At 40.4% G+C, this 20,679-nt stretch carries 18 protein-coding genes; 17 read left to right on the top strand and 1 reads right to left on the bottom strand.

Annotated features, from left to right (window positions below):
* Nucleotides 1–41: 41 nt before the first annotated feature.
* From KMW37_RS00165 to KMW37_RS00120, 10 genes are all read left to right on the top strand, one after another.
* Nucleotides 42–3,491: a TonB-dependent receptor gene (locus KMW37_RS00165; protein ID WP_246581265.1), complete on the top strand. Its 3,450-nt coding sequence runs from the start codon at nt 42–44 to the stop codon at nt 3,489–3,491.
* A 36-nt stretch (nt 3,492–3,527) separates the two neighbouring features.
* The gene (locus KMW37_RS00160; RefSeq protein WP_215222587.1) at nt 3,528–5,255 is read left to right on the top strand and encodes a RagB/SusD family nutrient uptake outer membrane protein; all 1,728 of its coding nucleotides are present in this window, start codon (nt 3,528–3,530) and stop codon (nt 5,253–5,255) included.
* Nucleotides 5,256–5,333: 78 nt separating this feature from the next.
* Nucleotides 5,334–6,134 carry an endonuclease/exonuclease/phosphatase family protein gene (locus tag KMW37_RS00155; protein ID WP_215222586.1) on the top strand — a complete coding sequence of 267 codons (801 nt, stop codon included), beginning with the start codon at nt 5,334–5,336 and terminating at the stop codon, nt 6,132–6,134.
* 11 nt (nt 6,135–6,145) lie between these two features.
* Nucleotides 6,146–6,919, top strand: a complete 774-nt coding sequence (locus tag KMW37_RS00150; RefSeq protein ID WP_215222585.1) for an endonuclease/exonuclease/phosphatase family protein — start codon at nt 6,146–6,148, stop codon at nt 6,917–6,919.
* A gap of 1,295 nt (nt 6,920–8,214) precedes the next feature.
* The gene (locus tag KMW37_RS00145) at nt 8,215–10,233 is read left to right on the top strand and encodes an NHL repeat-containing protein (protein ID WP_215222584.1); all 2,019 of its coding nucleotides are present in this window, start codon (nt 8,215–8,217) and stop codon (nt 10,231–10,233) included.
* A 755-nt stretch (nt 10,234–10,988) separates the two neighbouring features.
* Nucleotides 10,989–11,357, top strand: a complete 369-nt coding sequence (locus tag KMW37_RS00140) for a DUF1016 N-terminal domain-containing protein (protein WP_215222583.1) — start codon at nt 10,989–10,991, stop codon at nt 11,355–11,357.
* A 132-nt stretch (nt 11,358–11,489) separates the two neighbouring features.
* Complete coding sequence (locus KMW37_RS00135; RefSeq protein WP_215222582.1) at nt 11,490–12,026, top strand: PDDEXK nuclease domain-containing protein; 537 nt, start codon at nt 11,490–11,492, stop codon at nt 12,024–12,026.
* Between the two features lie 611 nt (nt 12,027–12,637).
* The gene (locus KMW37_RS00130; protein WP_215222581.1) at nt 12,638–12,847 is read left to right on the top strand and encodes a type II toxin-antitoxin system Y4mF family antitoxin; all 210 of its coding nucleotides are present in this window, start codon (nt 12,638–12,640) and stop codon (nt 12,845–12,847) included.
* Nucleotides 12,844–13,200, top strand: a complete 357-nt coding sequence (locus KMW37_RS00125) for a HipA N-terminal domain-containing protein (RefSeq protein ID WP_215222580.1) — start codon at nt 12,844–12,846, stop codon at nt 13,198–13,200. The genes KMW37_RS00130 and KMW37_RS00125 overlap by 4 nt, the downstream gene beginning before the upstream one ends.
* Before the next feature lie 58 nt (nt 13,201–13,258).
* A complete protein-coding gene (locus KMW37_RS00120) occupies nt 13,259–14,137 on the top strand; it encodes a HipA domain-containing protein (RefSeq protein ID WP_246581264.1) in 879 nt (292 codons plus the stop codon).
* 344 nt (nt 14,138–14,481) lie between these two features.
* Here the strand turns inward: KMW37_RS00120 and KMW37_RS00115 are convergent, their stop codons facing one another.
* Nucleotides 14,482–14,808: a LytR/AlgR family response regulator transcription factor gene (locus KMW37_RS00115; protein WP_215222578.1), complete on the bottom strand. Its 327-nt coding sequence runs from the start codon at nt 14,806–14,808 to the stop codon at nt 14,482–14,484.
* Between the two features lie 662 nt (nt 14,809–15,470).
* On the opposite strand from KMW37_RS00115, the gene KMW37_RS00110 reads away from it, so the two are divergent.
* The 7 genes from KMW37_RS00110 to ilvD all read left to right on the top strand — a co-directional run bounded on the left by KMW37_RS00110 (nt 15,471) and on the right by ilvD (nt 20,445).
* Nucleotides 15,471–15,791 (top strand): ArsR/SmtB family transcription factor, encoded by a 321-nt coding sequence (locus tag KMW37_RS00110; protein WP_215222577.1) that lies wholly within the window; start codon nt 15,471–15,473, stop codon nt 15,789–15,791.
* A gap of 7 nt (nt 15,792–15,798) precedes the next feature.
* Nucleotides 15,799–16,242 (top strand): SRPBCC domain-containing protein, encoded by a 444-nt coding sequence (locus tag KMW37_RS00105; protein WP_215222576.1) that lies wholly within the window; start codon nt 15,799–15,801, stop codon nt 16,240–16,242.
* Between the two features lie 22 nt (nt 16,243–16,264).
* Nucleotides 16,265–16,885: a dihydrofolate reductase family protein gene (locus KMW37_RS00100; RefSeq protein ID WP_215222575.1), complete on the top strand. Its 621-nt coding sequence runs from the start codon at nt 16,265–16,267 to the stop codon at nt 16,883–16,885.
* Nucleotides 16,886–17,184: 299 nt separating this feature from the next.
* Nucleotides 17,185–17,667: a hypothetical protein gene (locus tag KMW37_RS00095; protein WP_215222574.1), complete on the top strand. Its 483-nt coding sequence runs from the start codon at nt 17,185–17,187 to the stop codon at nt 17,665–17,667.
* Nucleotides 17,615–17,995: a GNAT family N-acetyltransferase gene (locus tag KMW37_RS00090; RefSeq protein ID WP_215222573.1), complete on the top strand. Its 381-nt coding sequence runs from the start codon at nt 17,615–17,617 to the stop codon at nt 17,993–17,995. The genes KMW37_RS00095 and KMW37_RS00090 overlap by 53 nt, the downstream gene beginning before the upstream one ends.
* Before the next feature lie 167 nt (nt 17,996–18,162).
* Nucleotides 18,163–18,723, top strand: a complete 561-nt coding sequence (locus KMW37_RS00085) for a Crp/Fnr family transcriptional regulator (protein WP_215222572.1) — start codon at nt 18,163–18,165, stop codon at nt 18,721–18,723.
* A gap of 30 nt (nt 18,724–18,753) precedes the next feature.
* Nucleotides 18,754–20,445, top strand: coding sequence for a dihydroxy-acid dehydratase (gene ilvD / locus KMW37_RS00080; RefSeq protein WP_215222571.1), 1,692 nt, complete (start codon nt 18,754–18,756; stop codon nt 20,443–20,445).
* The last annotated feature ends 234 nt before the right edge of the window (nt 20,446–20,679 follow it).

The following is a 20,679-nucleotide window of genomic DNA, read 5'->3' as shown; positions in this document are numbered from 1 at the left end:
GTGATCAAATACTATTCAACCACTAAATGCATTTCAAAAGTATGAAAAATCTACGTAAGCCGAAAGGCAAATCCTTTTTAAGGTGCTGGAGAGGCATTCAATTTCTCCAAGTGCTTCCCTTATTGCTCATGATCTTTACTTTTAGTCCCATCCAAGCTTATTCTGCCTTGGAACAAGGAGATAAAGTAACCTTGGACATCCAAAACATGCCCCTATCAGAAGTACTTTACCAAATAGAATCGCAGACTTCATTTAAGTTCATCTATAATACCAAAGAACTTGATCCCAGCCAACGCATTTCTTTGAAAGCAATGGAAGAACCGCTGGGAAAAGTGCTGAAAAGACTTTTTCAAGCAACAGATATTGAGTTCGACTTTATTACGGACACCCAAATCGTCCTTAAGAAGAAAAATATCGAAACTATAGCTAAGAGGCCAGAGCAAGATATCATAGTGACCGGAAAGGTGACCGATAAAGGAGGGGAGCCATTGCCTGGTGCTTCCATATTGGAAATGGGCACCAATAATGGCACCATCACAGATATTGAAGGGAACTTTAAGATAAAAGTAGCTGGCCCCGATGCAGTATTAAAAGTATCATACCTTGGTTTTGTACCACAGGAATATAGCCTGGGAGGTAGTACGAGCGTCTCGATTGTCTTGGAAGAAGATGTGACAGGTTTGGACGAAGTTATAGTGGTCGGTTATGGTAGTCAAAAGAAAGCCAATATTACCGGAGCAGTAGCAGAAGTCAAAGGTGAAGTTCTGGAAGGCCGTGTCATCTCATCTGTCGCAGGAGGCCTACAAGGCTTAATCCCTGGATTGACAGTAACCTCTCCCTCTGGTCAGCCGGGAAGTCCCGCTACCAACCTGTTGATTCGCGGAGTCAATACCATCAACAGCCAGACCACTCCACTGATTCTGATAGACGGTGTGGCAGGTGGAGATATCAACCTACTCAATCCAGACGATATTGAAAGTGTGACGGTACTCAAAGATGCCGCTTCATCAGCCATTTATGGAGCCAGGGCAGCCAATGGAGTGATCTTGGTAACCACAAAAAAAGGAAAGGGTGAAGAAAAAGTTTCCCTTAACTACAGCAACTACTTCGGTATTCAAAGCCCTATCGCCACCCCTGCTTTGGTCAGTGGAAGAGATTATATGACCTTGGAAAATGAGGCCCGGCAGGCCAGAGGAGTAGCCATAGCCTACTCGGATGAAGCATTTGAAATGTATGATTCCGGAAATTTCCCTAATGACTATTCCAATACGGATTGGGTTGCGGAAACCTACAAGTCTCACTCCACTCAACAAAACCATAATTTCAACATTCAGGGAGGAACGGATAAGTCAGCCTATTACTTGTCCTATGGATATCTAGAACAAACAGGCTTGGTCATAGGAGACCCTTATTTCTCGTCCAGGAACAATGTCCGCTTGAGAATGGAAACCCAGGTAATCGACCGATTAAAAGTCGATGCCAATATCAGTTATGTGGATTTCTACAAGCGTGACGCCGGCGGGGCTGGTACATCAGGTGTTTTTAGGTTGGCCCAGCGTATTTCGCCTCTTCTCCCTGTCATGTGGCAAAGCCCCACCAATAATGGAGGCTGGGAAGACTCTCCTTATTGGTCTTATGGCTCCGTTTCCAATCCTGTAAGAACAGCATATGAATCGGGATATACCAAAAATAAGTCCCGAACGCTAAATGGAAATTTCAAAGCTACTTTGGACCTGATTGACGGCATGTACATCAATGCCCAATATGCCTATAACTATTACACCAGAGACATCAAGGATTGGACCGACACCATGCCCAGGTTTTTGGCAGATGGTACCCCCCATCCCTCCAATGAAAATATCCGGAACGGTATTTCCAATACCCACAGCAGCACCCTAACCCAAACATTGTTATCTACGCTCAATTATGAAAAAATCCTTGGAAGACATGGTGTCAAATTCTTGGTAGGGTATTCCCAAGAATGGGCCAGCATGCCAAGACTATATGCTTCGAGAAAAAACATTCTGCTAGATGGGATTACTGAAGTGGACGCAGGTACAGAGGATATCATCAATGGAGGGACTTCTGAAGAATGGGCCCTTCGTTCCTATTTTGGTAGGGTAAATTATGATTTTGAACAAAAATACCTTTTTGAGGCCAACCTCCGTATTGATGGTACCTCTAGGTTTGCCAGAAATAACCGCTGGGGTGTTTTCCCTTCCTTTTCAGTAGGTTGGAAATTTTCTGAAGAGCCATTTATGGATTTTGCCAAACCCATCCTGACCCTTGGTAAGATCAGGGCTTCATGGGGAGAATTGGGAAACCAGAATATCAGTGGCAATTACTATCCTTATCTTACAGAAATTCAGAGGCAAACCAAAGCTTACCCTATTGGGGTCAAAGAGAATGTTGGGTTTCAACAGTATGCCTTGGCCAATGAAAATATCCAATGGGAAACCATACAGATGTTCAACATAGGAGCAGACTTCAGTCTCTTGAAAGACCGCATGACCTTGTCGGTAGATTGGTTTAAGAAAAACAATATCAATGCACTGCTCAAGCCTATCTACCCTTCTCTTATCGGAATTACATCTTCCAGCAACCTACCATTAGAAAATATTGGAGCGATTGAAAACAAAGGTTGGGAAATAGCCTTAGGTTGGAATGATCAATTAGGAGAGCTTCAATATGGTTTTACAGCCAATATTTCAGATGCAAAAAACAAAATCACCGATATGGGAGCTAGTGCTGCTTCATTAGGAAACAATATCAGAAGGGAAGGCGACCCGGTCAATGCCTATTATGGATACCTGACCAATGGTCTAGCGCAAATAGAGGACTTTGAATCATATGATGAAGATAATGACCGTTATTTGAACCCCAACTTTCCTGTAATCAGTAGTTATGCTGCTATCATCCAACCTGGTGATGTCATTTATCAAGATATCAGTGGAGAAGCAGGACAACCTGATGGCATTATAGATGAATATGACAAGGTGGTATTTGGAGACCCCTATCCTCGATACAGCTATGGTTTTAGAGGCTACGCCAACTGGAAACAGTTTGATTTCTCCTTTTATTTCCAAGGGGTAGGAAAAGTCAACGGATACTTGCGGGACGAAGCCCGACATCCCTTTATCAATGATTATTCGGTGCCAAAGGTAGAGCACCTCGATCGATGGAGTCCTGAAAATACGGATGCCTCTTATCCCCGCATGTATTATGAGGCAGATCATAATATTGTTTTTTCCAATTATTGGTTGGAAGATGCCTCTTACCTAAGGCTTAAGAACATCCAATTGGGCTATTCCCTACCTCAATATTTAGTCGAGAGAATAAAGATGAACAGATGTAGGGTCTATTTTACAGCTGAAAACCTACTGACCATCACCAATTATTTCGGAGGATTTGACCCAGAGGTACGCGAAACTTCTGGAGATGCCTATCCGCAGGTAAAAACCATGGCTTTGGGAGTGCAGATAGGGTTTTAAAGAATAATCCATTTACAATATTTAATACGACTTACCATGAATTATATAAAATATTCCCTTTTCTTGTTGCTGGTTTTGGCCAGTGGCTGCAATGAAGACTTCTTGGACAAGTATCCCTTGGATAGCGTAACCCATGAAACCTATTGGCAAACAGAAGACCAACTTAGGGCCGCCCTATATCCCTGTTATGAAGGATTGGACTACGAACTGATCATCTACCCCAATATTTATGGAGGAGATGTTGTTTGGGGCAGTTTAAGCAGTGGTTTGAGCAAAGTACCAGGAGGAAGGCATACAGCCATGGACGGTTTCCCGTTTGCCACTTTTTGGTCATGGCTCTACGCTCCCATTTTTACCTGTAACAATTTTCTGGACCACTATAATGAGGCGGCTATTGATCAGGACATCAAAGACAAGTATGCTGCCGAGGTAAAGGTGCTTAGGGCCCTGCAGTATTTCTGGCTAACCAGTTATTGGGGTGATGTTCCCTTGGTGGACAGGGTCATCACTGCATCGGAAGCTTATATGCCAAGGACTCCCAGAGAAGACGTTGTCCAGTTTATACTGGATGATCTGGACTGGGCGGCCAGCAAACTTGGCAGTGAAATCCCTTCTGGAGCTGATGTTGGACGCATCAACCGTTGGGGAGCCTTGGCGTTAAAGGCCCGTGTTGCACTACAAAATGAAATGTGGGAACTGGCTGCCAGTACAGCGAAAGAAATAATTGACAACAGCCCATATGAATTATACAGTAACTATCAGGACATGTACAAACTTGCCGGTAATGCTGAAACCAACCCTGCCAATCGGGAAGCAATCATTTACAGCTTGTTTGTCGAGGATCTACGCACCAATAACCTCAGCAACTACACTTGTACTCCAGTGGATTATGTACGGCTGAATGCTTCCAAACGCTTGGTGGATGCCTATCTATGTACAGATGGCAAACCTGCCAAGGCAGGGCTGGAATACTATGGTCAATCCGTAAGCACCTCTGATCTGTACAACTTTCCCGAGCAACATTATACGGACTATTTTGAGAACCGGGATCCTCGATTAAAAATGACCGTTTACAGTCCAGGTGATGAATGGCCCGGTGGTGATGACGGAGATGCTGATACAGATATTGACAATGATATCTATCAATTACCTAGATTTGCGGTGCTTCAAAACAATAACAGGCTCGGGGCAAATGGATTGACAGGGTTTTATTTTAAAAAATATAACTCAATGGAGTTGGCAGGTTTATATAACCGAGACCATAACAATATCAATGTCATTCGCTATGCCGAGGTCCTACTGATTTATGCAGAAGCACTTTTCAACATGCAGGGTGAAACCCTCACCCAATCCCAAATTGACATGACCATCAACCAATTAAGGGAAAGAGTGGGCATGCACCCCATGAAACTTCAAGAGCTGAATGATTGGGGCATGGACCTAAAGACGGAACTTCATAGGGAACGACGAGTAGAAATGTCCATGGATGGTATGAGGTACTTTGATATTCTCAGGTGGAGAGAAGGAGAAAAGCACTTGGGCAAAGCTATGGTAGGTCCCAGCTTGTCTGTTTGTTTGAATGATTTAGGCGCCAACCCCTACCCAGACAATGGTACAGATGAATTTGGGGACATCATCTATGAAAAGTCTGTGGATGAGGGTGGACTGGATAATTTCGATCCATCAAAGCATTATCTATGGCCTGTTCCTTATGCCGAACGTGTAAAAAATCCAGATCTGGGCCAAAACCCTGGTTGGGAATAAAAAATGGGCTGGAACGATCTATTTTGTTCCAGCCTTTACTCTTTTCAATCATTCCTTTAAGGCCATTACTTACTATTTATGAATTATATATCTTTCCTATTAATATCCTGGACATCTATAATTGTTCCCTATTATTTAGAGCAATTAGTTTACCCAGACGACACCCTCAATGTCATGAGTTATAATGTCAAATACTGTGCACCCTACAAAAGCAGTGAACCCAATATTGACTCCATTGCCAAAATTATCACCTATGCCAATGCGGATATTGTATTTTTACAGGAAATCGATCGAAACACTACAAGAAGCGGTAAGGTGGATCAGTTGGCCATCCTAGCTGAAAAAACTGGCTTAAAGCATTATTTCTATGGCAAGGCGATTTCCTATCAGGGTGGAGAAACGGGCTTGGGCATTCTTTCAAGGTATCCATTGTCTGAGCAAGAAATCCATGATTTGCCCAGGGTTGAACTAGAAGGAAAGTATGTAAGCTATCGTATCCTTATGAGCGCCTCCGTTAAAGTAGGTAACAAACGACTAACTATTGCCAATACCCATATGGAACTGACTTTGGAAAACAGGGAACTTCAGGTTCCTGCTATCGACAGCATACTCTCTCAATCCAGCTATCCCGTTATATTCGGTGGTGATTTTAACGCCACACCAGATGGCCCGACCATGACGGCGTTTTTCCAGAGACATTTCAAAAGTTCCTGTGAAGGGAACGCATCCTGCTATACCATTCCTTCCCGTAAGCCTGACCGAAAACTGGATTATATTCTCTTCAGGCCCCAATCCAGCTTCAAAATAATAGACCACAAAATACTCCACACAGAGGCATCTGATCACCTGCCCATCATTACAACATTTACTTTAAAATAAAAAAACTTATCATGAAACAATTTCTCCCCATTCTTTTTTTCATATGTACATCCATATCCTTACAAGCACAACAAAAATCCGATACACTGACCGTTATCAGCTATAATTTACGGTTTGGGGAAAGGGCCTCCATGAGGGAATTTGCAGAATTCATCAAAGAACAGGATGCCGATTTAGTTGCGTTACAGGAGGTGGATATTAAAACCTTTAGGGAGAGAGCTCCAAATCAAAATGGAAAGGACTTTATCGGGGAACTGGCATATTATACCGGGATGTTTGCTGCTTTTGGCAAAACCATCGATCATGCCGGAGGGTATTATGGAATTGGTATACTTTCAAAATATCCCATTTCTTCTGTGGAAAGAATTCTTTTGCCCCTTACAGAGAACGGAAAAGAACAGCGCGCTTTTATGGTTGCAAATATTGAGTTAAAACATCAAGCCACCATTTCATTTGTCAGCACCCATTTGGACTATACCAACACTGAAGAAAGGCAATTACAAGTTCAGGCCATCAATGAGTCATTGACCAATAATCAAAATCCAGTGCTCTTATGTGGTGATTTTAACGCTCGTCCTGAGTCCGTTGAAATTCAATCAGGAATGAAATTCTGGAAGCCGCTTGATAATAATAAGCCTACTGCTTCATCAGAGCAACCTAGATTTAAAATCGATTATATTTTTGGCTATCCTGAAGGAAGCTGGGAACTGCTCCATTCTTCAAGTCCCCCAATGCTTCTTTCGGACCATCTCCCTATTATTTCGAAGTTATTGGTTAAGTGGTAACACATCCCTTTAGATGTCTTTACCAGCCTTGAACACTTAATTGTTACACACTGACTAAATTGCTTTTCCCTTGGGTGGCATATCAACTATGTATATTTTCATGAAGATCTAGTTTCAAGAAAAGCAATATCATTTGAATGAACTTTAAGGGTTATTGATGCTAATACCATTGGACAAAGAAAATATTGATCGATAGGTGAAGGTTAAATACCCCCGACTTGGTGAGTATGCTAATTCAGCCTTCTTTCCAACGAGTTTGTAATTCCAAGTATGCAGAACGAGTTTTATTCTTAGAACCAAGTAGGGGGAAAGAGGAGGCATAGAGGGAGACTTGAGTTTAGGTAGTCCTGCACCTGTGCGTCGTGGCGTAGCGCAGCTGGAAATAGGTTCGTAATGAGTTGTGGGCGGATTCCCCCTCCAGGGGGGGCAGGGGGTGCGGGAAGTTTGATTGGTTAATTGTTGAAGTGGTTAATTGTTGAGTTGTCGAATCGTGGGATTGTGAATTGGGAGGGGAGTTCGGTAAGGGGGGAAGTGTGTTGATTATTGAGGTGAGGATGTAATGGATTGTAATTCTCAGGGTAGGATAATGGGTTTGATCGGAGTATGGAGACCTGTCTGCTGCCAGGCAGGCTCCTACTATATTAAGTTCCAAGTCACCGCTGTGCTAAAGACTTGGAACAACGGTAGGTAGGATCTGCCCTGCAAGTTGGCTACTCGCTAATTCCGATAGCTATCGGAACTACTGACTGTTTTCTTTAGGCTCGCCCCCCTATGGATACTCCCAGTCCTATCCGATGCCTAGTATAGGATACGTTTACTTTTGGCTAAATTCTAAGAAAACGTGGTACTTTTTGGAGAGGGTTTTAAAGAGGAATATACCCTAAAAAAGGGCAGGTCCCACCTTAATGAATGAAGCATGCCTGTTCATCCTAATAATCTTGGTATTTGTAATTTCTGTAGTGCTGAACGAATAATAATCTAGGGTACTGGTTGTAGAAAAGAGGACAAATTGAGGGATGTCAAAGAACCTGCCAACTTTTGGGATCATATCCACCATTCATGGCATACCTAGCATTTGGCAAAAAGGTGGAGTTTTGTGCTAAAACTAGAATTTTTTGTATTTTTAGAAAACAAGATTTTGACCGAAGGGATTGTGTATTTTAAGTAGGTATTTGGGTATGTCCGAGCTATTTTAGGCAATGAAGGACAAAAACGCAGCTGGAAAAAGATACAGTATTCTTTAATTTAAGGATTAAATAATTTTTGAATCAAAAATAACTTTTAAAATCAAAGCCATGTCTTATCAAATTACTGTTAAAGGAAGTTTATCATTTAACCATTCCAGTGATATTACTGCATCCGTTAAATTGTGGGAGGCGAATAATAAAGGTTCGATCGGGGAATATATTGTGACAGCAGAAATGAAAGGTGAATTTACCATAAAAGCTACTGTTGAATCAGATGGTGTTATCCTCTATATTACCGCAGAACTGGAAGATGCTAAGGTGGTAATGCTGTCTGTACTTTCGCCTAATTTTCGGGAGGATATAGCAAAGAACGGGGTAGTGGTGAATGAGCTGACCACAGTGGCCTCCGCTTTTACCTGTGCCCAGTTTTTTAACGGACTTCAGTTGTCGGGAAATCTACATGGAGTTACGATCGCTGCTAAAAACACCCCCAATCTTGTCAATCCAGTGACAGGCTTCTGGGGTGATGTGTTAATGGACCCATTCAACATCACACAGAATGAGACCCTGGCACGGTTGAATACACTGGCAGCACTAATTACCGCTTATGGTACGGTACAGATAGAGGGATCTGACTGGCAGGATGAATTTTTGAAATACGCCACACCCTTAGCTGGTAAGAGGCCAGAGAATACTGCAGAAGCGATGATAGGTATTGCCCAATCTCCTTGGGCACATCCAACAGATTTATATCATCTTTTTGATAAGGCCTACCCACAGCCAAAAGATGGTTTCCCTGCAAAGCCCAACAGTAAGGTCCCCGTCAGCCGAAGGAGTTCTCCTTTTGTACCTTATTTAAGTTTTGCCCCTGCAGATTTTGCCATGATTTTGGCTTTTGGCCAAGGTGGAATTTGTGCACCCGGAAAGCTCTCTTTGGATGAAGAGGGGAATTTGTGGACCGGATTGAACTGGATGCCAGGGGCACAAAATGGCGTTTATCAAGGTATAGGAGGAGGGCTGGTCAAGCTTGATTCGACCGGTCGATTACTGTCCCCACCAGTTACCGGTTACACGGGAATGGGGGTGGACGGCGCAGGTTGGGGAACGGCAGTCACCAAAGATGATACCTGTTGGGTGACGAGTTTTAACGGAGCAATTGGTGCATACCGGCTGGAAGACGGTGCTCCTGTAGTTGACAAGGTTCCTGCAGACCTGGGGGAAGCCTTAAATGAAATCGGGGGGCTGCAAGGCATTGGGGTAGCACCAAATGGTGATATCTGGGTTGTAGCGACCTCATCCAATAAGATGCTTCATTTCCCTGAAGGGGATCTTTCCAGAGGTAGGGTTGTGGTAAATGAGGACCTTAACGACGCTCTTTCTGCCCCATTTGCAGCTTCGATAGATGATGCTAACCGTGTCTGGATCAGTAATACGAATGGTAAATCCTTGGTCCGTTATTCTCCTTCTGAAAAAAATACGCCGGTGGAACGTTTTATCCTTGCAGGTGGGGGACGTGGTGTGGCCCTTGATTCCAAAGGGAATTGTTGGGTAGCCTGTAATACGAGCCCAGACTTTCCTTCTACAACTCCCACAGACGGCGTTTCTATAATTGAAGGATTTGCCCTTGGCTATCCGCACCTTGAACAAACCGTAGGAGGGAACCATAAAACCGGTTCTGTTTTTATGGTTCCCTCTGATGCCGATCCAAAGGACATGGTTGATGAAAGCACTCATGAATCTAATTTAAAGGCCTATGGAGATGGTGAACTGAATGCACCCTGGGGGGTATCAGTTGATGGAAATGATGATGTTTGGGTGGCCAACTTTATGGGCAGAGGAGTATCATTCATGGCCGGAGCTTCACCGAGCGGGCGTACGGAAGCGTTTAATATAGGAGATGTGATTCACACCATTTGTTCCGGCAGTATTCAGATGCTGACTGATGTGGTCGTTGATCAGGCAGGGAATATATGGTGTGCCAATAACTGGAACCTGCCCCAAACTGTAATGGAAGCGAAACCGGATCCCGCCTTTTCAACATGGGGAGGAGGTTCAGGTGTATTGGTAATTTACGGAATAGCTAAGCCAGCTCAGACTCCTGTTGTCGGTCCGGTTAGCGCTGTTTAAGATATCTAATTGTGTAGACGGTTAGGATCCGTCCCACGCAAACGGGAGGACAGCCTCGATGCCAATTGAACTGGCCCACTTTACTTACTTTCCTGGGAATTTGTAATTCCAATTTTCGAAATCTAAAGCTGTCTTTAGGTTTTAAAAATATATAATATTTCCAAGAATTAATTTACCTGAAGGTAACGTATCCCCAAGACATCCCCTAGGTATATGGTAGAAAGATGTAAGGGAGAAGGGGAGCAGAGATGGGGTTATAGTAAGGAGTAAAGTGTGTTGTTTATTGGAGATGAGATTGCGTTGTAAGATGGATAAAAGTAGCTGAGTCGGAGACTCAAGTTTAGGTAGTCCTGCACCTGTGCGCCGTGGCGTAGCTCAGCTGTCAGGACAACGGGATATGGAAGGGGAAATGACTTCTTAACAAGGGTTCCTGCCCTGCAAGCTGGCTACTCACTAAAAACAGTCATAGACTGTTTTCTTTATGCTCGTTCCCCTATAGATACTCCCATGCCTAGTATACCCCTAGTATAGGATACGTTTACTTTTGGCTAAAATCTAAGAAATCGTGGTACTTTTTGGAGAGGGGGGATTCCCCCTTCAGGGGGCAGGGCTTAAATTTTACTTCGAAACCGTTTTTTTCCATCAGAGCAAAGTAGTCTGACCATGTTTTATAATCCAAAATATCTATTATAAATTACTACTTTAAATAGTGTATATTCCGGCCTATTGTCGTAATAGTCAAAAGTAAACATTAGATGACAGGAAAGAAAGATTTACAACAACCTGCAGCAGCATTGTTCAATGAACTATCAGGCCTTATTGAAAAAAGTAAGGCCCAAGTTGTCTCACAAGTAAATAGTGTCATGACACTGTTGTTCTGGCAGGTCGGCAAACGGATCAATAAATTTGTGTTGGAAGATAAAAGAGCTGAATATGGCAAGCAGATTGTGGTTACCCTGTCGCGACAATTAGAAAAGCAATATGGGCGAAATTTTGAGGAAAAGAACCTGCGAAGAATGCTGCAGTTTGCAGCTACATTTTCTGAGGAGGAAAAAGTCGTTACACTGTCACGACATTTAAGTTGGTCACACTTTTTGGTGTTAATTCCTCTGAAAACAAAATAGGAACGTGAGTTTTACGCTCAGCAAACTATAAAGGAACAATTAGGGGTAAGAAGCCTAAGAAAACAAATTTCACAAAAAGCCTATTAACGAACATTCCTTGCAAATACCCAGTTGCCAAATACGGAACACCATTTGTCCAACAAATTTAAAGACCCGTACCTTCTTGACTTTCTGAATTTGCCAACAGGATACCTGGAATTGGACCTTGAAACAGCTATTCTCAAAGAATTGGAAAAATTTATCATGGAAGTAGGTAAAGGATTTGCATTTGTAGAAAGGCAAAAACGGATGATCATTGATGGAGAAGATTATTATTTGGATTTACTGTTCTATCACCGTTCACTTAAACGATTAGTAGCTATTGAATTGAAAATTGACAAGTTCAAAGCGAAGTATAAAGGCCAGATGGAACTTTATCTGAAATGGTTGAACAAATATGAAAGACAAGAAGGGGAAAATGCTCCGGTCGGACTTATCTTGTGTGCTGAAACAAGTCGTGAACAGGTGGAACTGCTGGAAATGCACAAGGACGGAATTATGGTGGCCGAATATTGGACAGAACTGCCCTCTAGAAAGGAGTTGGAAGCACGGTTGCATACAGCATATATAGAGGCCAAGGAGTTGATGGACAAAAGAAAATTATTGGAAATAAAGAATAGAAAAGAATAAACCCAAATATGTGGACGAGGTACCTCCGACTAGGCGAAGTATGCCACTTCACCTTGTTATCCTGGGAATTTGTAATTCCCATTTTCGAAACCTAAAGCTGTCTTTAGGTTTTAAAAATATATAATATTTCCAAGAATTAATTTACCTGTAGGTAACGTGTCCCCAAGACATCCCCTAGGTAAATGGTAGAAAGATGTAAGGGAGAAGGGGGGAGGGAAGTTTAATCGGTTAATTGTTGAACCTGCCTTGCGGCAGCCAGGCTGTCGAATCGGGGGATTGGGGAATTGTGAATTGGGAGGGCACAGAGTTCGGTAAGGGGAAAAAGTGTGTTGACTGTTGGAGATGAGATTGCTTGCCAGAGGCAGGTAAACTTCACTACGTTTAATATGACGTTTAAGAAGGGGCTTTAGAGGGAGTGAAGTGGATATATAGGGGGAACATTGAGGTTTTATGTAATATAAATTTTAATGAACTATATGTAAAAGGATATAGGGAGATTTTATTCTATCGTATTATATCTAATTGCATATAATTCAAAAATTTAGCATGGTTTTATATCTAATTGCATATAAATTTTTATATTTGATTGAAATTATATTTAGATACATATAATGAAGCAATTATCAGCATTTGTAAAAGAACGAAGAAAGGAAGTAAATCTTACGCAGGAAGAATTTGCCGAACGCACAGGGGTTGCACTAACGGTTATACGTAAAATCGAACAGGGTAAAACAAATCTGAATATGGATAAGGTGAACTTAGTCCTTCAGATGTTTGGGCATGAACTAGCACCTGTCAAAAGAAAAGACCTGAATGAATGAGACAAGGTAAAGTGTTTTATAAGGATCATTTAGCCGGTATCCTAACTGAAACGGATGAAGGCGAGTATGTATTTCAGTATGATGAGATATACATAAAAGATTATCCAAATGATTTCATCACATTTACAATGCCAGTAAGATCAAAACCATATACCGAAAAACGACTTTTTCCATTTTTTGAAGGATTGATTCCTGAAGGTTGGTTGCTTGAAATAGCTTCAGAAAACTGGAAAATCAATAAAAATGACCGTATGGGTTTATTACTGGCTTGTTGTCAAAATTGCATAGGTGCAGTGAGTGTGAAATCCTGTTTACCGGACAGCCTAGCAAAAGAAGGAGAAGATGGAAAATAGATGTTTATATTGTTATAAACCTGTAGAAGGTGAAAATGACTTTCACAAGAGATGTTCGATGGAATTCTTTGGAACACCGACTCCTCCTGAAATTGAATATTCCCTTGATCAGATGGATGAGCTCGCGAAAAAAGTGGTTGAGAGAAGTGTTGCTGTTCCTGGTGTTCAGGCAAAACTATCCATGTCAATAGTTAAAAAAACCAAAGAGAAATCCGACACAAGATTGACCGTGGTTGGGGCATTAGGAGGTCATTTTATTTTCAAACCACCTTCTGATAGATTTCCGGAAATGCCCGAAAACGAGCATGTAACCATGCGGATAGCAGAATCCTTTGGAATCCAAGTCGTGCCATCATCATTGATTCGATTATCATCAGGTGAACTCTCCTATGTCACAAAACGAGTAGATCGAACACAAAATGGATCGAAGATTCACATGATCGATATGTTTCAAATCACGGAAGCATTTGATAAATACAGAAGCTCTATGGAAAAAGTAGGAAAAGCATTGGGTAGCTATTCAAGTAACACTTTACTAGACAAAATTTTTTATTTTGACCTGGCCATATTTTCTTTTTTAACTGGAAATAATGATATGCATCTGAAGAATTTCTCAATGATCGAAGGTCCTTCAGGCTGGGTGTTGTCTCCGGCTTATGATTTGTTAAATGTTGCAATAATATTCCCAGAAGATCCGGAAGAACTTGCACTGACACTGGTTGGAAAGAAAAAAAAGTTGAAAAGAGAACATTTTGAAGAATTGGGAAATGGGCTAGGGTTGACTCCTAAACAGATCAAAGGAAGTTTCAATAGGATGATGAAAAATAAATCAAAAGCAATTGATTGGATCAATCGATCTTTTTTATCAGAATACATGAAAATAGCCTATAAAAATTTACTTGAAGAAAAATATAAGCAATTAGGACTAGAACAATAACGGCAAATAGCAATATTTAAACTGAATTAAAGCGGAGTTATTTTAATCGTTTTATACAAACTAAAAATAGGCAGATAATTTGTCCTGACTCCTCAGGTATAATAATTCATGCCTCAACTTTTGGTAATTGTTTGATGTCACAAATATTTACCAAAATTGTGACATACTATTCTTAGAAGTAAGAAGTTATATAGTAAGTGATCAATATATGTTTACATAAATTTGGGTGGTTAAGTGCACCTGTTTTTTATTATTTATATGGTGAATACGTCTATAAATATTGTAGAGAATCCGTTTATTGTTTTTGGATATTGATACTCATTTTTGTCAATTAAAACTGCCTTTCATTGATTGATCCATTTTCTGAATGCCTTTACCTTTTTTTGGCTGATTATTACTGGCTGGGGAGATTGTGGATTTAGTTCCAGTTTTACCTTTCCATACTCAGCAGGTTCAAAATGTCTGCAGGCATTATAATTGACTATAGTTTGACGGTTGGCCCTGAAGAAATCATGCTCATCCAGGATTGCTTCAAGGTCATCCAAACTATAATTGCAGGTATGCTTTTCTTGATCAAAAGTAATTACCTGTACCAATTCCCCTACACGGAGAATATGACTGATTTTTGATTGTTGTAAGGGGATGTTTTTATGCCCAGAATGAACTACCAATATTTTTCTGCCTTTTTTTCGCGTATTGGATTATGGAGTTACTACCTTAGCTTGGTGACCTGTCTGCTGCCAGGCTGGCTCCTACTATATTAAGTACCAAGTCCCCGCTGTGCTAAAGACTTGGAACAACGGTAGGTAGGGTCTGCCCTTCAGGTTGGCTACTCGCTAAAAACAGTCACTGACTGTTTTCTTTACGTTCGTCCCTCCACTTCGCGAGCTAACTCATTTTTTTAACGCCCCCATCAACTGTCCCAAAAACGAATAGTCCAAAGGCCGTTTAAAGGGATTTCGATGGGGATTTCGATTTTTAGGGAAAAGGTAGTAGTAAAGAGGAGATATAGAGGAAATATCAGGGGACGTCCAGATTTTATTTGATGATAATAAAGGAAAAGGGTAGAGGTGCCCTGCAAACTGTACTCGCTAAAAACAGTCACAAACTGTTTTCTTTATGCTCGTTCCCCTATGGATGCTCCCTGTCCCATCCGATGCCTAGTATACTATACGTTTACCTTTGGCTTCAAGCTTAGAACGGTTTTGCTTTACTTTGGCTGTAGTATGACTCCTCAAGTAATAACGCTTCTTGCTTTTTAATAATTTGTTTGCGCAAGTAAAAACTTGCGTATATATTTGCAAGTAATCACTTGCGTATAAAATCTACCATAATGAGAAGAGATGTATTTCAAGCTATTGCAGACCCTACCCGAAGAGATATACTATTGACACTTACGAAAGAGACTAAAAATGTAAGTACCCTAGCAGAGCAGTTCGACATGACTCGTCAGGCAGTTTCATTGCATGTAAAATACCTGCAAGAATGTGGGGTCATTACTATAAAAAAAGAAGGCAGGGAACGCTATTGCAAATTGGAAGCCGACCAATTGGAACAGGTTGTAGAATGGCTTGAACCTTTCAGAACACTTTGGGAGGCACGACTCGACAGATTGGGCAATATCATAAACAAACTTCAAAACAAAAACAAATAATCAAGAGATGGAAGACATAAGTAAGCGATCATTGAAAATGATAAAAACATTTAATGCAACTGCAGAGCTGTTTTGGAAAGTACTAACCTCACCTGAACATGTTGGAGAATGGTGGGGGCCTGATGGATTTACCAACACAATTCGCAAAATGGATGTGCGTGAAGGAGGAAAATGGGAATTTATCATGCACGGTCCTGATGGTATAGATTATGAAAATGAATATGTGTACAGCAAAATCATTCCTATGAAAAAAATGGTATTGGATCATCTAAAGGAACCTAAGTTTACCATTATCATTTCAATTCATGAAGAAGGCGGCCAAACAACCGTTGAGTGGTGCAATATATTTGATTCGATACCTACAAAGGAGGAAGCAGTGAGAGCGTTTAAAGCTGATGTTGGCCTTGATCAAAACTTACAAAGATTGGCTGCACATATTAATCTACAATGACATAAAACCAAAAAATAGAATAATGAGTAAAATTATATTTGACAGCGGGATATCTCTTGACGGATTTTTTGCTGGAGACAATAGAAGTCCTAAAAATCCTATGGGTGGTGTTTCGGGACAAATTCATTCATGGATGTTTAATCAAAAAGCATTTTGGGAGTATCTTGGAATGGAAGGCGGAAAGGAAGATGGAAAGGATGGGATATTCATTAGACAGACTACTCAAAGAACTGGAGCATTCATTATGGGAAAACGAATGTTTGAGGAAGGCGAAGTAAGTTGGCCAAATGACCTCTATAAAGCAGACGTTTATGTTCTAACACACGAAAAGCGTGAACCTTGGGTTCAGAAAGGATCGACAACTTTTTATTTCATTAATGATGGAATAGAGCGTGCACTTGAGAAAGCTATTCAATCCGCAAAAGGAAAAGATGTGAGAATACAAGGTGGGGCAAATACTATTCAACAATTTCTTAATGCAGGACTTGTTAATGAATTTTTTATCCATATTGCCCCCGTTTTCTTGGGTAGTGGGATTAGGTTATTTGATGGAATCGACAAAGACAAATATGACCTTAAAATCTTAGATGTCATCCCATCTGACTTGACTACTCATTTGAGATATAAACTGATAAAGAAATAAAAAAAATACCGTCAATAGCATTCTGACGGTTTGAACAGCCTCGACTTGGTGGAATAGGTAGCTTCATCCTTATATTCTCTGATTTTTTAATTCCAGTTATGCTGAGTGAATTATATTCTTGGGACCTGGTAGTAGTAAAGAGGAGAAATGGAGGGAACACCGAGGAGACGTCGTGGGAATGTCCACAGAAGATTTCGATTTTATAGTGTGATATTGACTGGTAATTTACAGGGGAATAGGGTTTTGTTTAGCGTTTTGAATGGTGATCACGTATTGTGAAAGAACAAACTTTTAGCAAAATGAAAAAACTTGCCCTACTTACATTACTGTTCATTTCCTTTTTTTCCTGCAATGAGGATGAAATCAAGCCTTTGGGAATGCATTTTAATGGAACCTATGAACAGACCATGTATTCCGAAGAAGTTGAGGTTTGGTATGTACATAGCCTGGTATTCCAGGATAATGGTGATCTGGAGCAACGGATTACTATACGTGAAAGTGAGGATGGGGATGATTTGGGATACTCTAGCTCAATGCTAGGAACTTATGAGCTTAATAAAGAGGAACTGACTGTGGTATGGGATGAATTTTATGCTTTGGAGGACCCAGAGGAGCTGTATGCTCCCAGAGCTGGATTGAAAGCCGATGAGGAGCCCTCTAATATTACGCAAACAGGCATCCTTGAGCAAATAGATGGTGGTCAGAGAATAGTCATCGAATTTTCTTGTAATGATGTACTATCAAATTGTACAGGGAAGACAATTTATACAAAAGTGGACTGATTGGCTATTTCGGTCTGACCATGCCAGTGATTTTGGTCAAACAGTGCCACTCAGAAATAGACAGATTCTTTATAACAAGGCCATTGAATTGGCGGAAGAAAAAGATGTGGAATACGTTTGGTTGGGAGTTTGGGAACAGAATCCAAGAGCAATCCGATTTTATGAAAAAAATGGATTTAAAGCTTTCGATAAGCACGTTTTCAAACTAGGGAATGATGAAACTAAGAATGAAATAAATCCAGCAACTACCAATGTATATAAACAACAGCGGTTCAAGTGCAAACTTGAACCTTTTTTTATTTTATTAAAGTTTATTATACTCAGATAAGTAGTCATTTAAATCCGCTACTGCCCATGAGTGAGACCGTTGTTGTACATTCGGCATGACAAACCTTTTCTCCTTACACTTTTAAGTATTAGCCGCTTGATTTTGACCTAAGTCAATGATTTATAAAATCTAAAATCGGAACTTTGACCTTAATTAATATCCTTAGAATGTTGACAGACTTAATTCGAACAAAAACAAAGTTGGATGATAAACAGATTGAAGAAGTCCTTTCATATTTTAAATCAATAAGTGTCAAGAAAAATATGCATTTGCTAGAGCCTGGTAAGGTGTCTGGTCAGCTGTTTTTTATCAAAAAAGGCTGTCTTCGTTTGTATTATATCAATGAGAATCATCAGGTATTGACAAGAATCATGGCCTTTGAAAATACCTTCCTAACCTCAATAGTTAGTTTTATTTCCAGAGAACCTTCAACTGAATACATTCAAGCGATCGAGGACTCTGAGCTTTTGGTGATTTCCTATGATCAGTTTACCCTATTAAGGAATTTGATACCTGAATGGGATAAAATGTACATACATATACTGGAATATGGGCTAACAGTTATCAATTCAAAGCTCAGTAGTCTTTTGACACAAAACGCGGTTGAACGTTATTTGACATTGCTTAAAAACAACCCAGAACTTGTTCAACGTTTATCAAATTCGAATCTTGCAGCCTTCCTCAATATTTCGCCAGAAACATTAAGCCGGCTTAAATCAAAGATATAATCAATTATCTCTATTATTATCAGTACAATCATGAGAAGCGATGAAGTAAAAAAAGGGCATCAGAGAACTCCACACAGATCACTATTTAGAGCTACAGGATTAAAAGATGAAGACTTTGCAAAACCATTTATCGGTGTAGCAAATTCCTTTATAGAAATTATTCCGGGTCACTTTTTTTTAAATAGCGTCTCAATGATTATTAAGGAAGAAATCAAAGCAAATGGGTGTGTACCTTTTGAGTTTAATACTATAGGAGTAGACGATGGTATTGCCATGGGGCATGATGGAATGCTTTTTTCCCTACCCTCCAGAGAGATTATTGCCAACTCTATAGAAACAGTTATGAATGCACACAAGCTTGATGCGATGATAGCCATTCCAAACTGTGATAAAATTGTACCAGGAATGATAATGGGAGCTTTGAGAGTAGATGTTCCTACTATATTCGTGAGTGGTGGCCCAATGAAAAAAGGCCATACCAAAGATGGTGTGCCTATTGACCTTGCAACAGCTTTTGAAGCAGTAGGTAAATTCGAGGCAGGTAGTATGTCTGAGAAAGAGCTACTGGATATCGAATGTAATGCTTGTCCTTGTGGGGGTAGTTGTTCGGGTATGTTTACAGCTAACTCTATGAATACGCTTATGGAAGCGATGGGAATAGCCTTACCTGGCAATGGCACTATACTCGCCCTTACTAAAGAGCGAGAGGAACTTTATAAACAAGCTGCAAGAAGAATTTGTGAAATAGCCAAAAGTAAAGAACAAACCAAAAAATTCAAGCTGAGAAATATTCTGAATGAAAATGCAGTAAGGAATGCTTTTGCAGTTGATATGGCTATGGGAGGAAGTTCAAACACTGTCTTACATATGCTGGCGATCGCAAGAGAAGCACATGTTAATTTTAATCTAGAAGATATCAATCACATTTCTAAAAAGGTGTCTCACATTGCTAAAATATCACCAAGTTTATCAACGGTGCATATGGAAGATATCAATACAGCAGGTGGTGTAAATGCCGTGATGAAAGAAATGACCAAAAGAAATGATGATATTTTGAAAGATAATCTAACAATAACGGGAGAAACAGTATTAGAGAAAATAAAAGATGCTTATATAAAAGATACTAATATTATACACACTATTGATAATCCATATTCTAAAGTAGGAGGCCTTGCAATCTTGTATGGAAACTTAGCAGAAGAAGGGGCAGTAATTAAGACGGCTGGAATTACTGGGAAAAGGGTTTTAACCGGGACTGCTATCTGTTTTGATGGACAAGCTGAGGCCATTGAAGGTATTTTAGGAGGTAAAGTAAAAGAAGGTAACGTTGTGGTAATTCGATATGAAGGGCCTAAAGGAGGTCCAGGCATGCAAGAAATGCTAGCACCAACTTCTTTAATTATGGGTATGGGATTGGGAGATAAAGTCGCATTAATTACCGATGGAAGGTTTAGTGGTGCAACTAGAGGAGCAAGTATTGGTCATGTAAGTCCTGAAGCAGCTGAGGGCGGTATGATTGGGTTGCTCAAAGATGGAGATGAAATTCATATTGATGTACATCAATATGAATTATCAGTAAACTTGAGTGAGGAAGAAGTTACAAAAAGAAGGGCTGAATTTATTCCAATAAAAAAAGAATTAAACTCCAGTTGGCTTCGTCAATATAGAGCATTAGTAAAGAATGCCAGTAGTGGAGCTGTTTTAAGAACAGACTTATTTTAATCTAAATGTTTTCTCAAAAGGAATGACACCAACCGTTGAAAAAACTATACAAAAACTAAGCATGATTGAGGCTGGAACAGCCAAGACTTCCATAGCAGATAAACCTTTTAAGAGAAGCTGTCTTAACTTTTGGTGGGTAAACTTCTACCTAAGACAGGCTTGAATTTAGTGTTAAGGGATATTGGGAATTGGATTATTATAGGGATGGCTTTTCCCTGATTGGATGAGGAATGC

Origin of the sequence: Echinicola shivajiensis (assembly GCF_018642165.1) — a bacterium.
Lineage (GTDB): Bacteria > Bacteroidota > Bacteroidia > Cytophagales > Cyclobacteriaceae > Echinicola > Echinicola shivajiensis.
The sequence above is the reverse complement of the archived record's forward strand: the minus strand, read 5'-3'. Positions and strand labels throughout refer to the sequence as shown.